This window comes from Psychrobacter sp. Choline-02u-9, from assembly GCF_002836505.1.
Classification (GTDB): Bacteria; Pseudomonadota; Gammaproteobacteria; order Pseudomonadales; family Moraxellaceae; genus Psychrobacter.
Genome location: NZ_PJBF01000058.1, coordinates 18498 through 40818, shown reverse-complemented (window position 1 = coordinate 40818; position 22321 = coordinate 18498). Strand labels below are relative to the sequence as shown.

Annotated in this window: 18 protein-coding genes and 4 tRNA genes; 13 read left to right on the top strand and 9 right to left on the bottom strand. The window is 43.5% G+C overall.

Annotation, left to right across the window (positions count from 1 at the left end; all coding sequences use genetic code 11):
• Positions 1–9 precede the first annotated feature (9 nt).
• Positions 10–1014, top strand: a complete 1005-nt coding sequence (locus tag CXF69_RS10315; RefSeq protein WP_102078607.1) for a lipoate--protein ligase — start codon at positions 10–12, stop codon at positions 1012–1014.
• Between the two features lie 79 nt (positions 1015–1093).
• Here the strand turns inward: CXF69_RS10315 and CXF69_RS10310 are convergent, their stop codons facing one another.
• Both CXF69_RS10310 and CXF69_RS10305 read right to left on the bottom strand, forming a co-directional pair.
• On the bottom strand, positions 1094–1603 hold the full coding sequence (locus CXF69_RS10310) for a hypothetical protein (protein WP_102078608.1): 510 nt from the start codon (positions 1601–1603) through the stop codon (positions 1094–1096).
• Between the two features lie 156 nt (positions 1604–1759).
• Positions 1760–3895 (bottom strand): NADPH-dependent 2,4-dienoyl-CoA reductase, encoded by a 2136-nt coding sequence (locus tag CXF69_RS10305; RefSeq protein ID WP_102078609.1) that lies wholly within the window; start codon positions 3893–3895, stop codon positions 1760–1762.
• A gap of 394 nt (positions 3896–4289) precedes the next feature.
• Between CXF69_RS10305 and CXF69_RS10300 the strand changes: the two genes are divergently transcribed.
• On the top strand, positions 4290–5954 hold the full coding sequence (locus tag CXF69_RS10300; protein ID WP_102078610.1) for an AMP-binding protein: 1665 nt from the start codon (positions 4290–4292) through the stop codon (positions 5952–5954).
• A 108-nt stretch (positions 5955–6062) separates the two neighbouring features.
• Here CXF69_RS10300 and CXF69_RS10295 read toward each other — a convergent pair whose 3' ends face one another.
• The 4 genes from CXF69_RS10295 to hemA all read right to left on the bottom strand — a co-directional run bounded on the left by CXF69_RS10295 (position 6063) and on the right by hemA (position 10162).
• Positions 6063–6482 (bottom strand): DUF6691 family protein, encoded by a 420-nt coding sequence (locus CXF69_RS10295; protein ID WP_102078611.1) that lies wholly within the window; start codon positions 6480–6482, stop codon positions 6063–6065.
• A 98-nt stretch (positions 6483–6580) separates the two neighbouring features.
• Entirely contained in the window at positions 6581–7018 is a 438-nt protein-coding gene (locus CXF69_RS10290) for a YeeE/YedE family protein (RefSeq protein ID WP_102078612.1), read from the bottom strand.
• Positions 7019–7254: 236 nt separating this feature from the next.
• Entirely contained in the window at positions 7255–8391 is a 1137-nt protein-coding gene (locus tag CXF69_RS10285) for an aminotransferase class V-fold PLP-dependent enzyme (protein WP_102078613.1), read from the bottom strand.
• Positions 8392–8752: 361 nt separating this feature from the next.
• The gene (gene hemA / locus CXF69_RS10280) at positions 8753–10162 is read right to left on the bottom strand and encodes a glutamyl-tRNA reductase (RefSeq protein ID WP_102078614.1); all 1410 of its coding nucleotides are present in this window, start codon (positions 10160–10162) and stop codon (positions 8753–8755) included.
• 551 nt (positions 10163–10713) lie between these two features.
• On the opposite strand from hemA, the gene CXF69_RS10275 reads away from it, so the two are divergent.
• The 10 genes from CXF69_RS10275 (at position 10714) to CXF69_RS10230 (ending at position 19734) form a co-directional block, all read left to right on the top strand.
• Positions 10714–12684, top strand: coding sequence for a tetratricopeptide repeat protein (locus tag CXF69_RS10275; protein ID WP_102078615.1), 1971 nt, complete (start codon positions 10714–10716; stop codon positions 12682–12684).
• A gap of 191 nt (positions 12685–12875) precedes the next feature.
• Positions 12876–13508, top strand: a complete 633-nt coding sequence (lolB, locus tag CXF69_RS10270) for a lipoprotein insertase outer membrane protein LolB (protein WP_102078616.1) — start codon at positions 12876–12878, stop codon at positions 13506–13508.
• A gap of 89 nt (positions 13509–13597) precedes the next feature.
• On the top strand, positions 13598–14563 hold the full coding sequence (ispE, locus tag CXF69_RS10265) for a 4-(cytidine 5'-diphospho)-2-C-methyl-D-erythritol kinase (RefSeq protein ID WP_102078617.1): 966 nt from the start codon (positions 13598–13600) through the stop codon (positions 14561–14563).
• Between the two features lie 167 nt (positions 14564–14730).
• Positions 14731–14806 (top strand) — tRNA-Gln (locus CXF69_RS10260).
• Positions 14807–15046: 240 nt separating this feature from the next.
• Positions 15047–15122 (top strand) — tRNA-Gln (locus tag CXF69_RS10255).
• A gap of 109 nt (positions 15123–15231) precedes the next feature.
• Positions 15232–16179, top strand: a complete 948-nt coding sequence (locus CXF69_RS10250; protein WP_057758042.1) for a ribose-phosphate pyrophosphokinase — start codon at positions 15232–15234, stop codon at positions 16177–16179.
• 421 nt (positions 16180–16600) lie between these two features.
• Positions 16601–17281, top strand: coding sequence for a 50S ribosomal protein L25/general stress protein Ctc (locus tag CXF69_RS10245; RefSeq protein WP_057758040.1), 681 nt, complete (start codon positions 16601–16603; stop codon positions 17279–17281).
• Positions 17282–17457: 176 nt separating this feature from the next.
• The gene (gene pth, locus CXF69_RS10240) at positions 17458–18039 is read left to right on the top strand and encodes an aminoacyl-tRNA hydrolase (protein ID WP_101205142.1); all 582 of its coding nucleotides are present in this window, start codon (positions 17458–17460) and stop codon (positions 18037–18039) included.
• A 100-nt stretch (positions 18040–18139) separates the two neighbouring features.
• Entirely contained in the window at positions 18140–18520 is a 381-nt protein-coding gene (gene panD / locus CXF69_RS10235) for an aspartate 1-decarboxylase (RefSeq protein WP_010196068.1), read from the top strand.
• A 188-nt stretch (positions 18521–18708) separates the two neighbouring features.
• On the top strand, positions 18709–19734 hold the full coding sequence (locus CXF69_RS10230; RefSeq protein WP_102078618.1) for a calcium/sodium antiporter: 1026 nt from the start codon (positions 18709–18711) through the stop codon (positions 19732–19734).
• Between the two features lie 79 nt (positions 19735–19813).
• Here the strand turns inward: CXF69_RS10230 and CXF69_RS10225 are convergent, their stop codons facing one another.
• From CXF69_RS10225 to CXF69_RS10215, 3 genes are all read right to left on the bottom strand, one after another.
• Positions 19814–20476, bottom strand: a complete 663-nt coding sequence (locus CXF69_RS10225) for an RDD family protein (RefSeq protein ID WP_101205144.1) — start codon at positions 20474–20476, stop codon at positions 19814–19816.
• Positions 20477–20742: 266 nt separating this feature from the next.
• Positions 20743–20819: transfer RNA gene (locus CXF69_RS10220), tRNA-Arg, on the bottom strand.
• Positions 20820–21000: 181 nt separating this feature from the next.
• Positions 21001–21090: transfer RNA gene (locus tag CXF69_RS10215), tRNA-Ser, on the bottom strand.
• A gap of 405 nt (positions 21091–21495) precedes the next feature.
• Between CXF69_RS10215 and CXF69_RS10210 the strand changes: the two genes are divergently transcribed.
• Complete coding sequence (locus CXF69_RS10210; RefSeq protein WP_102078713.1) at positions 21496–22290, top strand: hydroxymethylpyrimidine/phosphomethylpyrimidine kinase; 795 nt, start codon at positions 21496–21498, stop codon at positions 22288–22290.
• The last annotated feature ends 31 nt before the right edge of the window (positions 22291–22321 follow it).

Here is a 22321-nt window from a genome sequence, read left to right as displayed (position 1 = left end):
GTCAAATACATGAAACTGCGCATCCTAAAGTCTGCTGTGACCAATCCTTGGTTTAATCTTGCCACCGAGGATTGGATATTTAATACGCTCAATCCCGACTCGCATACCCTATTTTTATGGCGTAACTCTGAGACCGTGGTTATTGGACGCTCGCAAAACCCATGGGTAGAGTGCAAAACCGACAAAATGGAAGCAGACGATGTGTTTTTAGCGCGGCGTCAGAGTGGCGGCGGCGCAGTGTTCCATGACTTGGGTAATACCAATTTTACTTTTTTATCGCCCAGTGATGCTTACGACCAAGAAGCAAACTTCACTATCATCATCAATGCGCTTAAGAAACTCGGCATAGACGCTACGCTGTCTGGTCGCAACGACATGCAGGTAGGCGACCGCAAAATATCGGGCAGCGCATTTAGACATGCAGCCGATCGCAGCTTTCATCATGGCACATTGCTGGTCAATGCCAATATGCAAAAGCTTGGCGACTATCTAAACCCGCATCTACTAAAGCTTAAAGCAAAAGGCATCAAGTCTGTACGTGCGCGCGTGGCAAACTTAGTAGATTTTAATGAGACTATCAATCACGAGATACTGTCTGATGCGATTATCGAAGCGTTCTGTGAATATCATGGAGAGACTGCACAGGTTGAGCAGTTAGATGAAGCCAGCCTTGCTAAGCAACCGATGCTAAACGCTTACTATCAGCAAATGGCAGACTGGGATTGGCGCTTTGGTAAAACGCCTGAGTTCACTCATCATATCGAGACTCGCTTTGATTGGGGCATGATGGATGTACATATGGATGTGAAGCAAGCGACGATTACCGAAGTTGTCATCTTCTCTGATGCGCTAAATGTTGAGCTTATTGACCTACTTAAAGAGGCATTAACTGGCGTTAAATATAATAAGCCTGAGATTCAAGATAAACTCGATGACCTAGCAAAAGCACAACCTGAGTTGGCAGCGCAAGTTAGTGATTTTGAAAAATGGTTGGTTGGTGAGATGGAAGGTTAAAGACACTCTTCAATGCACTTGTAAGACAAGTTACAACTTTCTAACTCAACATACACTTGCTAAATTTATGCTTATTTATTTAGAGAATATATAAATTGTTCATTTTTTCACATTTATCCAATACAGACGACTTTAAATAAGGATCACTTTCTACATTTTGGATAAACTCTTCAATTCCATCGTTAATGCAGTTATATAAGTCGAATACATCAACCAGTTTGGTTGGGTTTTGGTATTTTCTTTCTTCAATAACAAGTTCTTGATCGGACAAATCTATATTTTGATAAAAAGCCAATCTAAAGTGCTTTTTGCTGTTGAAGTGCTTATGTTCAGCAGTTCCCATATGTAAAAATGAACATCTAGTGTTCCATAGATCAACTGAAGTACATCTTAACTTAGTTAAGTCGCAGTAAGTTTCGAGCCAATTGCGAAAGTCAGCCCCATCTGAAAATTCAGTCGATGAGCTTAACCATCCTAGCTGATCTATAAAAGTGAAAAACAAAAACAAACTCTGTTTATCATAGCAGGCCTTATTTAAAATCGTGATTGAGTTATTGAATGCATTAATTGTATCTCTGAGTTTGTTCATAAATTTTTTATCCCGTTGCTATATATTATGAATTACAAATATTCGTTTCGAATTAATGTTCTAAGGTTATGATATAGCTTATAAGCCAAAAAAAAACGACAGGAAATAGTATCCCTGCCGCCTTATAGTTGCTCACAATTACTTTCTATTTAACTCTTAAATCGCTGCTGCAACCTCAGCCCCATCACGAATCGCACGTTTAGCATCTAGTTCAGCTGCTAGCTTAGCACCGCCAATTAGGTGATATTGTGCGTCTGGTGCATCACCCACGTTTGGCATCAGCTCAACGACTGATTCTTGACCGGCACAGACAACGACGCTATCGACACGGAGTAGCTGGCTTTGACCTTGCGAGTTGGTAACCCAAATACCTTCATTGGTAATTTTGTCATATTGTACGCCAGCGACTTGGATCACGCCGTGCGATTTGATATGCGCACGATGTACCCAGCCTGAGGTTTTGTTCAGACCACTACCCAGACGGCCTTTGCTACGCTGCATGAGATAAACTTGGCGAATTGGTTTAATCGCTGCTGGTCTGACCAGACCACCATCACTCTGATAGTCGGTATCGTTGGTCACGCCCCACTCTTCGCGCCACTCGCTGATAGACTGCGGCTCAGGGCGATAGCTTGGATCTTTTAGTCCCTCAGGACCGATCTCATCCAGTGACTTACCATGATTGGCTGTCAGATACTCACTTACATCAAAGCCAATACCACCAGCACCGATGACCGCGACTGTATTACCCACTGCTTTTTCGCCAGACAGCAGCTCAGCATAGCTCATGACTTGTGGTAGCTCAGCCCCTTCGAGCTTACCTTCTAGACTTCTAGGTACGACACCCGTTGCCACGATGACATGATGGAACTTGGCTTTTTCAAGCATGTCCTTATCAACTTTGGTGTTCAGTTTAATCTCAACACCCAGATGCTCAAGCTCATTGATATAGTAGCGAATAGTTTCAAAGAACTCTTCTTTACCAGGAATGACTTTGGCGTAGTTAAACTGCCCGCCTAGCACGTCTTTTGCTTCAAACAGAGTTACGTCATGACCACGTAAAGCGGCCACATGAGCGGCTGACATACCAGCGACACCGCCACCGATGACGGCGACTTTTTTCGGTTTTTTGGTTTTCTTATAGACCAGTTCAGTCTCATAACAAGCTTGCGGATTGACCAAACAAGTCGAGCGTTTGTTTTCGAACGTATGGTCGAGGCAGGCTTGGTTACAAGCAATACAGGTGTTAATGCGATCTGTCTGACCGTTTTTGGCTTTATTGACCCAATGCGCATCAGCCAAGAATGGACGCGCCATTTGAATCATATCAGCTTGACCAGTCGCAACGATTTCTTCTGCTGTTTCTGGCATGTTGATACGGTTAGCCGCCATCATCGGGATACTAATGTGCTTTTTGATTTCAGCAGTGAAATCAACGAAAGCGGCTCGTGGTACGCTAGTGACGATAGTCGGCACACGCGCTTCATGCCAGCCAATGCCCGTGTTCATGATGGTCACGCCCGCTTCTTCTAGCGCCTTAGCCACGGTGATGACTTCATCCATGACGTTACCGTCTTTGACCAAGTCAATCACTGATAAACGGAATAGAATAATAAAGTCTTCGCCAGTCGCCTCGCGTACCGCTTTGACCACGTCGACAGCGAACTTCATACGACCATGAATATCACCACCATAGATGTCTTTACGCTTATTCACATGGCTTGATAAAAACTGGTTGAGTAGATAACCTTCAGAACCCATGATTTCGACACCATCATAGCCTGCTTGCTTGGCAAGTTTGGCTGAGCGAGCATAGTCTTTTACCGTTTGCTCGATGTTTTTGATGCTCATCTTGCGTGGCTTAAACGGTGAGATTGGTGACTTAATCGGGCTAGATGATACGGCAAATGGATGATAGCCATAGCGACCACTGTGCAATATCTGCATGATGATTTTGCTATCGTGCTTATGCACAGCACGGGTGACGCGCTGGTGATTGATAACGTCAGCTTTAGTATTCATCGTTCCGCCAGCAGGCAACAACCAACCTTCGCGATTGGGCGAGATACCGCCAGTAATCATCATTGCCACGCCGCCCTTGGCACGTTCTGCAAAATACGCTGCCAGCTTGCCATAATTATAAAAACGGTCTTCAAGCCCAGTATGTATCGAGCCCATAACCATACGGTTTTTTAACGTAGTAAAGCCCAAATCTAGCGGCTCAAATAAATGCGGATAGTGTTCATTGGTGCTAGCGGTTTGGATCGTATTGGCACTATGGCTGGCAGACATATCATTTTCCTTATGAATGGTTTTTTTGGACTATTTTTGCAGAACAGACATACTATAAGATGTAGCGTTATCAGTATCGTAACACACCGCTATTATTGTCAGCTATGCAGACAAACGACTGATGAGTGAGCATTATTTGGTGACGGTCAGAATACTATCGTGAAGTGTGCCAACTATCGCACGAACTGGTGGCGTATCGTTAGGTTATTACGGTAAAACCCGCTCCAGTGTTGACTATGTTTTTTTATAATCAGAGAACTATTTTATCACTCTCTCCTCACCGCCCATTAGACTAATCGATAAACATCGACTATTCTAACACCTTTCTATGTTAAATTACGGTACTGCGTTACCCTATTGACGCGTTATAAAAACACGATAAAGGATTATCATCATGACAGATTTTCATACTGGCCTCGGCAAAAACGCTGCCAATTATCAACCGCTCACCCCTATTGATTTTATTATCCGTAGCGCTCAGGTTTATCCTGATAAGACTGCGATCATTTATGATGACCTTGCGCACAATCACCTCACTCAGACATGGCAACAGACTTATACGCGCTGCCGTCAATTGGCGGATGGCCTGCGCAAATTGGGTATCGATAAAAATGACACGGTCGCCGTCATGCTGCCAAACACGCCAGCGATGGTCGAATGCGCCTTTGGCGTACCCATGTCAGGCGGCGTACTCTGTACATTGAACACGCGCCTTGATATCAACGCCCTGACCTTTTGTTTGCAGCATTCAGAGGCCAAGGTTCTTATCTTGGATAGCGAGTTTGCTGAGCACGCTGAGATCATCGATGAGACCTTCCCAAACCTCATTGTCATTCACGCGACCGATCATGCTATCGATGTCGAGCCGTTTGGACAGATGAGCTATGAAGCATTGGTTGCCAGTTCAGACAGCTTGGATAATTGGGAGATGCCAGCGGATGAATGGGATGCTATTGCCCTGAACTACACCTCTGGCACAACAGGCAAACCAAAAGGCGTCGTTTATCATCATCGCGGTGCTACGCTCAATGCGGTGTCGAATATTTTGGATTGGGATATGCCCAAACACCCCATGTATCTATGGACGTTGCCGCTGTTCCATTGTAACGGTTGGTGCTTCCCGTGGAGCATCGCCGAGCGCGCTGGGGTCAATGTCTGTTTGCGTAAGATTGATGCGGATTTGATATTGCAGCTGATTGCCAAACATCAAGTGACCCATTACTGCTCTGCGCCCGTCGTCCATAATATGATTGCTGGCGGCAAACCCGAATACAAGGAAGCCATTACGCATACCGTCAAAGGCTGGGTCGCTGGGGCACCACCATCTGAAACCATGCTGGCAGCAATGGAAGCGATGGGCTTTGATATCTCTCACGTCTACGGTCTGACTGAGGTCTATGGGCCAGTGACCGTTTGCGCTGAGCAAGAAGAATGGAATGATCTTGATGTCGCTACCCGCGCCCAAAAAAAATCACGTCAAGGCGTGACCTCACACTTAATGACAGGGTTTGAGGTATTTAAACAAGGCACGACTGAGCCAGTCGCCGCCGATGGCGAAGAGATGGGTGAGCTGGCACTACGTGGCAATATGGTGATGAAAGGCTATCTAAAAAGCCATAAGGCTACCGAAGAAGCATTCGCTGATGGCTGGTTCCGTACAGGCGATTTGGGTGTTAAATACCCTGACGGCTATATCAAAATAATGGACAGACTAAAAGATATCATCATCTCAGGCGGTGAGAATATCTCTAGTATCGAGGTAGAAAACGTCTTGTATAAACTACCTGCGATTGAGAGCTGTGCCGTCGTTGCCGCGCCACATGATAAATGGGGCGAAGTGCCTGTCGCCTTTATCGAAATTCACGCCGGTAGCACGCTGCAACGTGATACGGTGATGGAGCATTGTAGTCAGCACCTAGCAGGTTTTAAAGTGCCGAAATATATTGTCTTTGCAGAAATACCTAAGACCAGTACCGGTAAAGTTCAAAAGTTTGAGCTACGCCAAGCGGCTAAATCATTGGCACACGAAACGCCAAAAGTAACCGCCAGTGCTAAATAAAACTGTTATTTATTAAATCATATCGTCAATTAACATTCATCAAAAAGGTCAGCTACATATAGCTGACCTTTTTTTGAGCGCTCGTCTATTTATAGAGAACTAGTTATGTTAGCCAAGCTTAGGCTCAAGCCATTGATAAACTAGCATTCCTATAATCATAGCTGGAATAAACACATACGCTTGCCACTGCCCCGTACCGAGCAATACAATTCCTGGTCCTGGGCAGATACCAACCAACCCCCAGCCGATACCGAACAACATCGCACCGATAAGTAATTTTTTATTAATGACAGTTTTGCTTGGCATATCAATCGGTGTACCAATCCAGCTGCTTTGTTGACGCTTTGCTAATCGTACACCGAAGAAAGCGACAATCAGACCACCGCCCATCACAAGAGCAAGGGAGATATCCCATGCACCAAATACGTCCAAAAACCCTTGTACCTTTATAGGATCAGTCATACCTGACACCAGTAGTCCCAGTCCAAACAGCAGTCCTGCTAGCAATCCGATTATATTTTTTAGCATCGTCGTATCTCGCTATTATTATCTTTTATTAACCATCATATGTCGTTCGCGTATGAGTCCGACCATCAGTCTTCATCTGGCAATCTGCCATGAGTTCGCTATAGTAGGCCTAGTACGTGACGACCGATATAAACGGTCAAAATCCCAAACAGCATAAAGGTGACAGTCGCTGCCAATGACCGTGGAGACAGCCGTGCGTTACCACAGATACCATGCCCACTCGTGCATCCTGAACCTAAACGCGTGCCGAAGCCGACCAATAACCCTGCACCAATCAATAATGGCACGGAAGTACTGATAGCTACCTCAGGTAGTGGTCTTGCCAACTGATATAGCAGTGGTGAGATGACCAAACCCAGTATAAACAGCACCTGCCACATCTCTACACGCTTGGGTTTTAGTAGGCTTGAAAAAATACCACTGATACCTGCTATACGACCGATACCTAGCAGTAAGATAACCGTCGCTACACCTAGCATTAGACCCCCAACTAAGGAGATCGGCGTAAATGCTTGCCAGTCTATTTGTATGCTCATAACGGACTACCTGATTAAGTTTATTAAATACGTACTTGAGTATTAATTTATAAAAATACATTATATTATAAAATATAATAAAAAAGGTAAAAAAATACTGAACCTAGCATGACACTAATGGTTCAGTATTTTTTATAACTGTAAAGACTGTACTGTAAAGGCTTTAAAAAAGGCGGTGAAAAAGACTTAATAAGCTATCCTGTTACTATCTTTATCAGCCCTTTTAATTGTTATCTTTACTGGCTCAGCACTTTATCAAGTGCCGTTTCAAAACGCGCTACGGTACCATCGATATCGGTCAATTTATCCAAACCAAATAGACCCAAACGGAAAGTTTTAAAGTTATCAGGCTCGCCCACTTTCAATGGTACGCCAGCAGCGATTTGCACCCCGATTTCAGCGAAGGCACTGCCTTTATGCATGTCATCGCGATCGGTATAAGATACAACAACGCCAGGCGCTTTAAACCCTTCAGCAGCAACGCTCTCAACACCTTTGGCTTCTAACATTTCACGAATACGTTTGCCAAGCGTCCACTGCGCGTCACGCAACTTATCAAAACCAATTGCTTTAGCTTCATTAACGGCATCGCGGAACTGACGCAAGCTGTCTGTCGGCATCGTTGCATGATAGGCATGACCGCCGTTCTCGTAGGCACGCATGATATTCAACCATTGCTTTAGATCGATACTAAAACTATCTGACTCAGTGCTGTCTACTTTTGTGACAGCCGCATCGCTTAGCATGACCAAACCAGCGCTCGGTGTACTGCTCCAACCTTTTTGCGGTGCGCTAATCAGTACATCGATACCCAATGCTTTCATGTCTAGCCAGACGCAGCCTGAAGCAATACAGTCAATGACTAACAATCCGCCGACGCGATGCACAGCTTCGCTCAACGCTTTGATATAGTCATCTGATAAGATGATACCCGATGAGGTTTCAACATGCGGCGCAAATACAACTGCTGGCTTTTCTTCTCTGATTTTAGCTACAGCAACGTCGATATCGACTGGAGCAAACGGCTTTGGCGACTCACTATCATCAGCACGATTGGCCGTGAGCACTGTAGATGACTTGGCGATTTTGCCTTTTTCTAAGATTTGCGTCCAACGATAGCTGAACCAACCATTACGAATGATTAGGCAGTCTTCATCATTTGCCAACTGGCGAGCGACTGCTTCCATACCATAAGTACCAGAACCAGGAACGATCACCACTGCGTCAGCGTTATACACAGATTTTAGGTCACTAGATAGGTCGTTCATCACTTGCTGAAAGGCTTTTGACATATGGTTCAGCGCACGATCGGTATAAACCACTGAATACTCTAATAAGCCGTTTGGATCGATATCTTGACGTAATGCAGGCATTGAACACTCCTAGTGTATGGTTAGATAATATAGGACATGGATTAGATAGCACTATAATCAAGTGCTATTATTTTGATGGTGAGGTCTTGCGCTGTCTAGAGATACATTGTCTTTAAACGAACAAAAAACAACGAACACTGATGAGGTCTACTAACGTTAAGTTAATATATTTGTAGTCATATTACGAGCAAACACCAGCACATATCTTGACCTAAGCCATCCATGAGAGCTTGATATTAGCACTGATGCTTAAGGTTGACAACGATACGCTCAGGCAACGATATGACTTGCGCTATCGAGCATTTATTGGTAGGTATTGATTGATTGATAAATTTTGATTTATAAAGCCACGATAAAAACATCAATGCCCGCGATGAGCATCTTGTAGTCCTGACACCACGAAGTCTAGCAACTCACTATCGCCTTCGCGTGCGGCTTTGCGCATCAGTTTCGATGGTGCGTGGGTCAGTGTTTGAGTCAAACGTCGCGATAGCTCAGTGATGATATCTTCTGGACTGACATCGTCCTGTTGCAGCTTAGCAATAGATTCATGCAGCAGCTTATCCACCTGACCTTGAGTACACGCGCGGTATTGCTGAATATCTTTACCAACTTGGCGAACCTGAAAGCGGCGATCTATCTCAACCACCAATTGACTCACTAGCAGCTCAGCATCCACTGCGGCTTGGCGACGCTGCTCGATATTACCTGCAATCACATGCTGCAAATCATCGACAGAGTACAGATAAACATCATCGATACGGCTAATGGTTGAATCGATATCGCGCGGTACGGCCAAATCTATCATAAGCATTGGTTGATAACGGCGACGCTTGAGCGCTTGTATGGTCATTGTCTTATCAATCAACAAATCCATACTGCCACTACAACTGCTGACAATATCGGCTTCTGCCAATACTTGCGGCAACTCCTGTAAAGGTCTAACGTCTACGCGGCGATTAGGGCCACGTAGTTCAGCCGCTAACGCTTCGGCACGTTCGGGATTACGGTTACAGATAATGACTCGTCCGACCCCTAGCCCTGCGATATGGGTGGCAACCAAGCGATTCATCTCGCCTGCGGCAACAACCAGTAGAGTACGACTGGGTAAATCATCAAATATTTGTGTGACCAATTTGGCTGCGGCAAAGCTAAGCGATACGGCTTGGGCGCCAACCTGCGTCTCATTACGCACTCGTTTGGCGGCAGCGAATACTTGATCGATGATCCAACCGAGCTGATTACTGAGTACTTTTTGGTCTTGAGCCAGATGCACAGAGTTTTTGATTTGCCCGAGAATCTGCGGCTCACCCAGTATCATAGAATCGAGACCAGCTGCCACTCTTAACCAATGAGTCAATGCATGAGTATCACGATGTACATAGAGATAAGGATCAATATCAACGAGTGGTAGTTGCTTGAAGTCAGCCAACCACGTTTTGATTTTGGTAATATGCGCACTAATCGCAGCAGACGAGATATTCATGCTACTACTAAAAGCATTATTAGATAACTGCCCTGCGGCTTTGACATCCTGTATATCGGATGATTGTGAGTCAGATATTTGGCTATTAGCGGGCTGCGACGTTGAAGTGTGCGGCACTAGCGCATAGATTTCGGTGCGGTTACAAGTAGAGACGATCACGCTACCATCAGTAAAGGCTTCTATTTGTTTGAGTGCGACATTTACATCGTCACCCACAAGCGCCAAGCGCTCTCGCAGAGCGACTGGTGCAGTTTTGTGATTGACCCCAATGACCACTAATCTCATTATCGATAGACCATAAACATGACGCTCAGTTGCCCCTTACGCTATCTTATTATTTTTAAAAGACAGTTTTTGACGACAGCGCTAAAAAGGAAGACCCTAAAAACCGCCTATTATATCATTATTGCGGGCTTTAATTAACACTCACCCATCTATGATAACCATATCTCTGTATCTGGTCGCAAATGTAACAAATCAACTACTCATACGATTTATAAAATCAATAGCTGAGTTTTGACTTATGGTCAATAATATAATGTTAGATCATTCGCTTACTCTATCTTAACTTGTTATATTTCTATAATATTCAGTTCGACAGACCTATCTATATTTAATTATCTTCAGTATCGTTCTTTGGTAACGTACTCGCTACTAGTAGCATATTCATACGGTCAGACATGCCACTATCTGAGTAACACGGATGCTATTGTTTATCTCATCGGTCTACTCTTATAATGTTTGTCATGGGTACATATTGCCAATATCTAACTTGAAATGATTAAAACAAACTTGCCTTATCTGTGTAGGTAAACCATGGGCGAATACGGCTATCTATGATTTTTTTTGGGTCATTACTTCGGTCACCACATCCCTATAGCGAATACTCTAGCTTCCGTGCTTTATTGCATGTCGCTATTAAGCGCCTGTGTCAACGGTATAAGCTAGCGTTGTCTCTAGCTGTGTGCCTGTGTTTAGCAGCCCCTGTTCATGCTAGCCATCCCGATATATTGCTAGAAACAAAAATTCCTAACGTATCCGTTGCTACCGATACTAAATCAGCTGCCAATAAGGTAACTGCCGATAAACCAAATGGCAATAAAGTAAATGATAGTAGTGCTCCGATTGATACACCTTATAATGAAGATACGCTTACTATAGAAAACGTAAAAAATATTAATGGCTTAGCACCAGCCAGCTTATGGCAACCTGAGCTGAGTGAACCAAGCTTGTACGCTCTACTGGATGCCGAGTTTGCTGCCGATCGCGATGACAAACGACGTGCGGTCTCTATTTATAAGCAACAGTCTTTTAAAGAAGATGCCACAGCCGTGTTTGAGAGAGCGCTTAGCCTGTCGTTGCGTAACGAAAGGGTTGAAGACTCATTACAGTTTGCCAAGACATGGCAGGACCAAAACCCTGACCATGTGCCTGCGTGGTTTTATGTCGCGCATTTGGCCTTACGTGCCCATGACTATATATTAGCAGGCGAGACTTTAAACCGCATCTTGCGCTATGACCCACGCGCAGACTTAAGCGAAATCCTTATAGGCATTTACCCAAATAATGATGATGACAAACGTGAGCTTCTTGCCGCGTTGCAGCCACTAGATAGCGAGCAAAATGCCTCATTGTCAGTGTTAAAAGCGGGTTTACTCTATCAGTTTAACGAACCTGAAGTCGCTATTGTTCATATTAATCGAGCGCTAGAGCGTCAGCCAGACTATGTGCCTTTTATCACGTTAAAAGCGGATATATTGCGTAAAATTGTGACCGCAGAAACCGTCATCAATTATGTCAGTCAAGCTCGTCTACGCAACCCTGATAGCAAAAGCTTATATTTATATGAGATTCGCTATCTATTAGATTTAAAGCAAAGCGAACAAGCTTGGAAGTTACTACTTGAAGCACATAGCCGCTTCAGTGATGATTCTGAGATTACTCTGCTCGCAGCCTTAGTGAGCTTGGATATTGAAGAGTACGCTAGTGCCGATGAGCTACTCAATATGCTTGCCAAGAGTCCAGCTTATCTTGATCAAGCCTATTATTATCTGGGTATCAGTGCTGAGCGTCAGCAGTTGTTCGATCAAGCCAAATACTATCTCAATGGCGTCATGCAAGAGGATTTGGTATTAGAAGCGCGTAGAAAGGTAGTGGCGTTTGAATTACTCGATAATGACATCGATGGGGCAATCGCGACTTTAGAGAAGCTGCGCAAAGACTTCACGGTATTCGCGCCTGACACTTTTGTCATGCAAGCCGATATTTTGTGGCAACAAAACGAATCTGATGAAGCACTGCGTCTACTAACTCGTGCCGCTCGTAAATATCCTGACAATGAGATGCTACTCTTTGCACGGGCTCAGCTGTTAGATGATAAAGAAGACTATGTCGTTAAGCGCACCTTGTTGAATCACTTGCAGGCATTAGATCCTAGCAATTTATCCTATCAGTTGAGCTATGCACAGTTACTGTTGGCAAATGAGCGCAGTTCAGAGCAAGGTCTGGCGCTAGCTACCGCAATTATTCAGATTCGCTATGATGACCCACGTTATGATAACGACCTACATCTGCAAGCCTTAAATGTCTTGGCGGGCAATGCATTGGCCAAAGAGAACTATCAGCAGGTTATTGACTATCTACAGACACCTTATGATGTGCTACCAACTCTGCGCTCAGGAACGCTGTTATTGCGCGCCTACCAAGGCTTAGGTAACAATGAAAAAGTTGAGGCATTACTCGCCGACTTGCAGCAGCGCTTCTCATTTGGACAGCATAATATTAATGACCGCATACAGCTGTATTAATAGCGCTGATTTTGGATATGTTATTCGAGTTTTGTAGTCACAGAGATATGATAGCTGATAAGGTTTTTATAAATAACGAAGCATTTATAAATTACAAGGTCGTTATAAGAAGCTAACAGCCATGCATAACCGAGCAACAAATAACGCTTAAGCTAATATCTTTGTTCATCTTTCCATTTTGAGAAACTATTATGTCAGCATTAATCACTTCTTATAAACCAAATAAATTGGCTCTGTTTACTGCTATGACTGCAGCAATGGTCATTACCTCTGGTTGTCAGTCATTAAAAACAGCCAACGCGACCAACCAACCGACAACGACGGTACAAGGTCAAAACGCTGACCAACCTAAAAAGCTAGAGAGCTTTAATATTACCGGTAAAATTGGAGTGACGACACCTGCGAATGATTCGACAGGTACTCAAGGTGGTAGTGCATTTTATGCATGGGGTCAGCAAAATGACCGATTTGCCATTGAATTAATTGGCGCACTCGGTATTGGTAAAACCAACATTGAATACAATGGTCAGACCGCTACTCTGGTTAGCGAAAAGACAGGTACCTTGACCGCTGACGACCCTGAAACCTTGCTAAAGAAAGCTACTGGTTGGCAAGCGCCAATTTCACAAATGCCTTACTGGATTTCTGGTCGCCCAGCACCTTCAGATAGTGCGCCACAACTGGATGATCAGAGCCGTTTAGTTAGCTCAGTCAATGGTGAGTGGACAGCCAACTTTACTTATAAAGGTACGGATAAGTTACCTAGTAAAATTAGTGCAGTACAGCCTCAAGGCAACAAAGTTGTAATGACGATCAACCATTAATCCATCACTGGTTGATGATATGAACTACGCTAAAAATCATTATTGCTAATTAAGATAGCTGTTTATAACTGCACCTTATGATAAAAAATATGACTGAAAATATAGCCGCATCATCTGCTTCTACGATTACTCGTTTATCACCTGCAAAACTCAATCTGTTTTTGCACATCACGGGTAAACGTGCCGATGGCTATCATAATTTGCAAACGGTATTTCGCCTGCTTGACTGGGGCGATTACTTGCATTTTTCGGTCAGTGATGATGCTGTGATTTCTACTATAGCTAGTGAATTAAGTGCTAATCAACTCTGTCATCAGCTACTGATATTGGATGGTGCAGAGGCTATCACTATTAGTATAAAAGACAATTTAATTTTCAAAGCAGCACGCGCATTGCTAGCATTTGCCAGACAGTCAAATACTTTACCTGAGCAGTTGGCAAAAGTGCATGTTACTTTAGATAAGCACTTGCCAATGGGCGCGGGTCTAGGCGGTGGCTCATCTAATGCAGCAACGACTATGCTAGTGCTCAATGAGAATTGGCAGCTTAATTTTACCTGTGATGAGCTTATAAAGATTGGCGCAACTGTAGGTGCGGATGTACCTATATTTATCTTTGGCCAAGACGCTATTGCCATGGGTATTGGTGAAGAATTGACTGCCATCGACCTGCCTGACCAGCAGTACTTAATCTTAACACCTAATGCCCATGTCAATACTGCCAAGCTATTTGCGCATCCTAAACTACAGCGAGATATCGCGCCCCTATCGGTTGCAACTATCCAAAACCAATACGCTGAATATGTACAAACGCTCACTACGCCTTATCATAATGTCTTTACCCCAGTGGTCACAAGCCTTGCTCCTGCTGTTGCAGATGCCTTAAGTTATCTACAGGGGTTAGAAGCGCAAACACTGAGCCGCCCACGCATGACTGGTTCTGGTAGTGCGGTATTTTTGCCTCTAGATGCAAGCGTAGCCACTGATAAAAAGCTTGTGGCGAAGTGGATTACAGATGCGCCTTGTGCGGCATATGTCGTTGGAAACTTAAAATAGCATATACAACCTTTAGATTTCTTATCATCTAAATAATGACAACGGTAGGATTGCCTATTTTAATTTGCTAAAATAGCGCCAGCAGTAACCTATGATGAATAAATACCAGAAAAAGCCGCAAATGACTTGCAAAATCTGAAAATTTACTTATAATAGGTCGCCACAATAGGGGTATAGCCAAGTTGGTAAGGCATCAGGTTTTGATCCTGACATCCGTTGGTTCGAGTCCAGCTACCCCTGCCATTTTTTAGTACGAAGCGTTAGAGATACATCTAGTATAAGCGGTTTATAGACAGCCACTTATCTTATTGTCATTGACAACGTTATCCCAGTTTCGGTATAGTTCGCAATGGACACCGCTAGGGAAAAGTTATGTTTTAAACGGTTTATCCGTTTTTTAGATAACTGACAGGTCATGACACTATATTGAGAACGACTACTTAGTCGCTATTATATATCAGTTGTTCATAGCCTAGACATTACAGGGGTATAGCCAAGTTGGTAAGGCATCAGGTTTTGATCCTGACATCCGTTGGTTCGAGTCCAGCTACCCCTGCCATTTTTTACTGTAATAGTATACTTCAATACCTTCACCACTCTTTTCTTAATTTGAGCAGTTTGACACTGCTTAGCGGTCGCTGCTTGAGTCAATCAATAGGACTTCTGTCATGCCTTATTTGGCGATTTTTACGGGTAATGCCCACCCAGAATTAGCAAAAACCGTAGCCGATCATCTTCACATACCTCTTGGTAAAGCTGACATCACGCGTTTTTCTGATGGCGAAATTGCCGTGGAAATCAAAGAACACGTACGTGGTAAAGATGTGTTTATCATGCAGCCTACTTGTGCACCGACCAACGACAACTTGATGGAAATCATGATGATGGCTGACGCCTTGCGTCGCTCTAGTGCTGGCCGTATCACAGCTGTCATGCCGTATTTTGGTTATGCTCGTCAGGATCGTCGTCCACGCTCAGCTCGTGTACCTATCTCGGCTAAAGTGGTTGCTGACATGCTAAACATCGTTAGTATCGATCGCGTAATGACTGTTGATTTGCACTCAGATCAGATTCAGGGTTTCTTTGATATCCCTGTAGACAACATCTACGGCACACCTGTATTGCTAAACGACCTACAAAAGCAAGACTATGACAATATCATGGTTGTTTCACCTGATGTAGGCGGTGTGGTTCGTGCACGTGCGATGGCCAAGCAGTTAGGCGATACCGACATGGCAATTATTGATAAGCGCCGTGCTCGTGCCAATGAGTCACAAGTAATGCACATCATTGGTGATGTTCGTGACCGTGATTGCGTCATCGTTGATGATATGGTCGATACTGCAGGTACATTGTGTAAAGCGGCTGAAGCATTGAAAGAAAATGGTGCACGTCGCGTCTTAGCTTATATCACGCACCCTGTCCTATCAGGTAACGCACTGAAAAACATCAGCGAATCTGCATTGGATGAAGTGGTTGTGACCGATACAATTCCACTATCTGCTGAAGCCAAAGCCTGTAGCAAAATCCGTCAGGTAAGTATTGCACCGATGCTTGCTGAAAGCTTACGCCGTATCAATAACGAAGAATCTATTAGCGCGATGTTTGACGCTTAAACTGATACAGTTATTTTTAAAACAGCTATTACAGTAATTTTTAGTAGCAATGACTGTAGTAAGACATCTTGAATAGTTAAAAAACAGAGCGTCAAGTATCCTTACTTGGCGCTTTGTTTTGTGTAGGCGTTTTGCGTAGGTCTTTATTATTGCTACAGAATCACGTATAATGCGCGCCTGTGCTGACCTTTTCGTTGTTTTTGTTAGGCTAGCACTATCAAAAGTGCTGATCATGCTTAACAGCAACCATCGTTATGGTAATTATCGTAGCGAGCGCTGCTATAAGCAAATGGCTAAGCTTAGACATTGCGAGTTTTCTTCGTAACGATAATATTAGCTATCATCACGTATTAGTGGATTGGTCGCAAATCCACTTTTTTATGACCAGACACTTCATCATTTTTTTTATAGGATTATATCCATGAGCATTAATCATTTTGAACTAAACGCCGTTGATCGTGCTGCTGAACTACAAGGTAAAGGTGCGAGCCGCCGCCTACGTAAGCAGAACCTAGTTCCTGCTATCATCTATGGTGGTAACGAAGAGCCAACAGCTATCTCTATCAAGCTTAACGAACTAGTAAAATCACTAGAATTCGAAGCGTTTTTCTCACACATCTTGACTATCAACGTTGACGGTGAAGAGCATCAAGCTGTTATCAAAGACTTGCAGCGCCATCCAGCTAAAGGCTTCCCAATGCATGCTGATTTCCAGCGCATTGTAAAAGGTCAGAAAATCCACATGAACGTTCCTGTTCATTTCACTGGTCGTGAAGATGCGCCTGGTACTGCTGCTGCTGGTGTACTATCTACTCTAGTATCTGATATCGAAGTTATCTGCTTACCATCACAACTTCCTGAATACCTAGAAGTAGATGTATCAGGCATGGAAATCGGTGATTTGTTCCGTCTATCAGACATCAAACTTCCTGAAGGCGTTGTTATTCATGAGCTTGAGCTAGAAGACGGCCATGACCGTACTATCGTTAACATGCAGCCACCAACAGTAGAAGAAGTTGATGCTGATGCTGACGTTGATGCTGATGAAGTACCAGCAACTGAGCAAAACGACGGTACTGAAGAAAACAAAGACAGCGAGTAATATACTATTTCTAACTAGTGCATTATTTTGTGCTGGTTAGTGATACATTCGTTTAGTCAATAAGACAGCAGGTGATTAAAATCTCCTGCTGTTTTTGTAAGTAAGGTTTGAAAATAAACTGTCTATCAGTACCTCAAACCTTACCCCTATTTATCAAATTCAAGCAGGGTGTTTTTATGGCCATAAAGCTTATTGTCGGTCTTGGTAATCCTGGTCAGCAGTATATGTTTACGCGTCATAATGCAGGATTTTGGTTTGTCCATCATTTGGCTCAGCAGTTTAATATCACGCTCTCCCCTGATAAGAAATTTCATGGAGTGACAGGGCGTGGGCAGATTCATGGATCTGATGTGCGTTTACTTATGCCGCTGACGTTTATGAATAAATCTGGTCAGTCAGTGGTGCCTATGGTAAATTTCTATGGCATCAAAAATGATGAATTGTTGATTGCTCATGATGAGCTCGATATTCCAGCTGGTAGTATCAAACTCAAAACAGACGGTGGACATGGTGGTCACAACGGCCTACGTGATATCACGCCGCATATTGGCAATGATTTTCATCGCCTGCGTGTGGGTATCGGCCATCCTGGTCACAAGTCTAAAGTTAGTGGACACGTTCTCTCTAAAGCATCTCCTGATGAGCAGATTGCGATTGATAGCGCGCTGACAGCTGCTTTTGAAGCGCTCCCATTGTTGTTAGATGGTGATGTCGAAAAAGCACGTTCACAAATTAATGGCTTTAAATTACCAGAATAATATAGTCATTCAATGATAATGACCTTTTATTTTGGCAGTTTTATCCCCATTAACCTTTTGATTTAGTTAATTAATATCAGTTACGCCAAGGAACCAACCTATGCTACTTAATATGCTTAAATGCAAATTACACCGTGCCCGTGTTACCCACGCTGAACTTCACTATGAAGGCTCTTGCGGTATCGACGGCGATCTATTAGATCTTGCTGGTCTACGCGAAAATGAATCTATTGATATCTATAACGTGACCAACGGTAAGCGCTTTCGCACCTATGCTATCCGTGCTGAGGCGGGCTCTGGTATTATCTCATTAAATGGTGCTGCGGCTCATATGGCAGATTTGGGCGATATCGTTATCATTTGTGCTTACGCGCATTTTGATGAAGTTGAAGCGTCAACGTATCAGCCAAAACTGGTCTATTGCAACGAAGACAACACCGTTAAAGACACAGCAAATATCATTCCTGTACAAGTTGCTTAATATGACAGGATGGTGAGGTTTTGGTAAATTTAAGATAAACACAAAGTTACATCTTTGAATTAGCTGCTATTATTACTAAAAATCTCGATGCTAAAAGGAAAGCTGAATCTAAATCAAGATTCGGCTTTTTTTATGCAATTTTTCTCTATTAAACTCATATTTTTCATCATATATAAGGAAACATACCGATGTGGTTGGCAGCGCTTGCAATACTGATTGGGTTAGCAATTTTAGTTTGGAGTGCCGATGTCTTCATTGATGGGGCGACAGCACTAGCAAAGAAATTTAGTGTGCCTAGCTTCTTGATTGGTGTCTTAATATTGGGTATAGGTACGTCAGCGCCTGAGATGGTGGTATCAGTACTAGCAGCGATAGAAGGCAGCCCTGAGCTGGCTCTAGGTAACGCTTATGGCTCAAATATCATCAACATCGCATTGGTACTCGGTGCAACCGTATTGATTAGCCCTATTATCATCCGTAGAGGCATCGTAAAGCGCGATTTGCCCTTACTGCTACTGATTACTGTCATCGCCGCTTGGCAGCTACGTGATGGGACATTAAGCCAAGTTGATGGTATCGTACTATTAATACTATTGGTCGCCGTCTTAGGACTACAGATCATAATGAGTATACGCGAAGGATATCATGAGCACGAAGACGATGTAGTCGTGGCTAATGCTGACTCAGAGCACTCAAATAACTTAGAGCACTCAAATAACTCAGAGAGCTTAGAAAAGCTAGAACCAAGCGTAACACGTGGTATTGTCAGTTTAATTATCGGTATGCTGATGCTCGTAGCTAGCTCACGCGCTATCGTTTGGGGTGCTGTCGAGTTAGCAACGCTATGGGGGCTTAGTGAGCTTATCATTGGTCTAACGATTGTCGCCGTTGGGACCTCATTGCCTGAACTGGTATCGAGCCTGTCAGCTGCCCGTAAAGGCGAGCATGATATGGCGCTCGGCAATATCATCGGCTCTAATATTTTCAATACGTTGGCAGTTGTCGGCTTGGCAACCGTTATTGCCCCTATCGCCGCCGACCCAGTGATTCTGTCACGTGATGTGATGGCGATGGGAGTCTTGACGATATTGCTAGTGACACTATGCGTGTTTGCCTTTAAAACAAAACGCCAATTCGGTCGTACGTCAGGTGCCACATTGGTACTGTTCTTTATGGGCTACACCGCATGGCTGATTCAAAGCGTTAGTATGTAACTGTTTAAGCTGAATTAATTGATCATTAGTACAACTACATTATTACGTCGATAAGAGTTATTACGTTAATAAAATCAGACTACAGTTTCTTCTTACGATTTTTAAAACCGCGCCATAACCCTTCATGTGTTACTTTTGGCATTTTTAGGGTGATGGTGTTGGACAGCATGTCTTGTACTGCCAGACCGCGAGGGTTGAACAGGCAGAACACATAGTTGAATACCAAACCAAGAAACGCGCTGGCCAATAAGGCGGCGCGTGATCCATCAATAAGACTGCCAATAATGCCGAAAATCAGCGGCATCAAACAAGCGGCCAAAATACGCTTAAACGACTGACCCCACGTTAACCATTGACCTGCATCATTAATCGTTTTTAATCGCCACGTCTGCATACCTAATGTCTGACCACCACGGCGCCAGAATATCCCGTAGAACGCCACGAGCGTCAGTACAAATGATGGCGTCATAATGGCGTTCTGATACCAGAGCGGCAGTGACTGAGCTTGTGAGGATTCAGTACCCGTTTCCATAGTCAACAGCGTACCAACGACGGTTAGTATCGTTCCTACCAAAAATAACAGCGCCAAAATCAGCATACCATCATAGAGAATCGCCACGACACGAATCATAGGCTTAGCGATGGTTGGCTCTTCGTTAGGATCTTGCTGTACAGGCGCACTCGATTGAGGCTTTGATTTACGAGTCGTTTTTGACAGACGTTTAGATGGACTTTTTGACATGGTACAAGCTCATAGCAAGCAGTGAATAGTAACGCTATTGTACCGTAAATGGTGGGGCTATCGTACATTATCCTAAATGACTGTCCGATATCATAGATGGCTCTTTAATATTATTAGTTGGCTATCCAATCATGTTATACACAGGAGATGATCGTAGAATAAATAAGTAGAAGGGTAAAAGCTACAGACATAAAAAAACCGCCAATTGTCATAAGACAGGCGATTATTTTAATGTTTTATCAGCTTAAATTAAGCTATTATGCAAATGGTGCGCCTGGAGAGATTCGAACTCCCGACCCCTTAGTTCGTAGCCAAGTGCTCTATCCAACTGAGCTACAGGCGCGTATTTTGCACTTTATCCACTGCGAAGATAATATCTTTTGCAGTAAATTAGGTTGGTCATTATATAGATAATATCGCTTGTGTCAACATTTTTTTTAATTAGAACAAATTATTTTTTGAATTAATTATTAAAATGTTTAACGCAGTATATTGCGTTATTACTCTAATAACAACTGAATAAATGGCGGTGAAGGAGGGATTCGAACCCTCGATACGCTTACACGTATGGTTCCTTAGCAGGGAACTGGTTTCAGCCACTCACCCACTTCACCTAACGATTCAAGACATTTATAAAAAATCTATAAACATAGTATTGATGCTAACAATACGTCTCATGTCGTGGGCGAGTATTATAACAAAGCCAAAACGAATTGCAAGCGTTGTCTACAGATTTAATGCGGCTTTTATCAAAATTATAGATATAAGTACTTATATTGCATTTTTATAAGGAAAATTGCGACATATCATTGCTAAATATAACGACCAAACTGCTTACTAATATTAGGTCTACTCACTCTACCGTCTTATACCTCATCCATAAGCATAAGCATAAGCATAAGCATAAGCATAAGCATAAGCATAAGCATAAGCATAAGCATAAGACTATGATAGATTTTTTAGTAGTAGGTGGCTATAGTATTTGTCACTTACTTTAAAATATCTCAAAAGGAGCTGTTATGCGACCTGTCGTACTGTGTTTTTCAGGATTGGACCCTTCAGGCGGTGCTGGATTACAAGCGGATATCGAGGCCATTGGACAGTCAGGGGCACATGCAGCCATCGCTTGTACGGCGGTCACTATCCAAAGCTCGCAACAGGTGTTTGGCTTTGAGGCTTGTGCGGCATCGTTGGTAAAAGCCCAAGCTACTGCGGTGCTTGATGACTTACCTGTTAGTGCTATCAAATCAGGTATGCTCGGCACCATTGATAATATCGCAATGTTGACCAAACTATTTGCTGATCAAGTTATCGATAATGATACGCCATTTGTCTTAGACCCTGTACTAGTCGCAAATAGCGGTGGTAGCTTGGGCGATGAGAAAACACTGGTTAGCGCCTTTAGACAATTGCTGCCCTACGCCACTTTAATCACTCCAAATACTCATGAGCTACGTGCGCTTAGCGGAGAGCAAGACTTACATGTCGGGGCAAAGAAGCTATGTGCTCAAGGCACTCATGCGGTACTCGTGAAAACCTCACATGATTTTGATAGTGGTGATATCGAGCAGTACTTATATATACAGGGCGAAATGGTGCATAAAAGCACCTTACCGCGCTTAGATGGTGAGTTCCATGGTTCAGGATGTTCTCTTGCCAGCTTTATCGCTGGGCGCTTGGCAATGGGCGATGCGCTCATCGATGCGGTAAAAGCCGCCGACAGCTGGATTACCCAAACCTTGCGCGCGGCTGACGCACCGCATCCTGACAATGCTAAAGCGCAATTGATACCCAATCGCTTTATAAATGTTTAACGTAAGATACAAATGATAGATATAAAAAAGG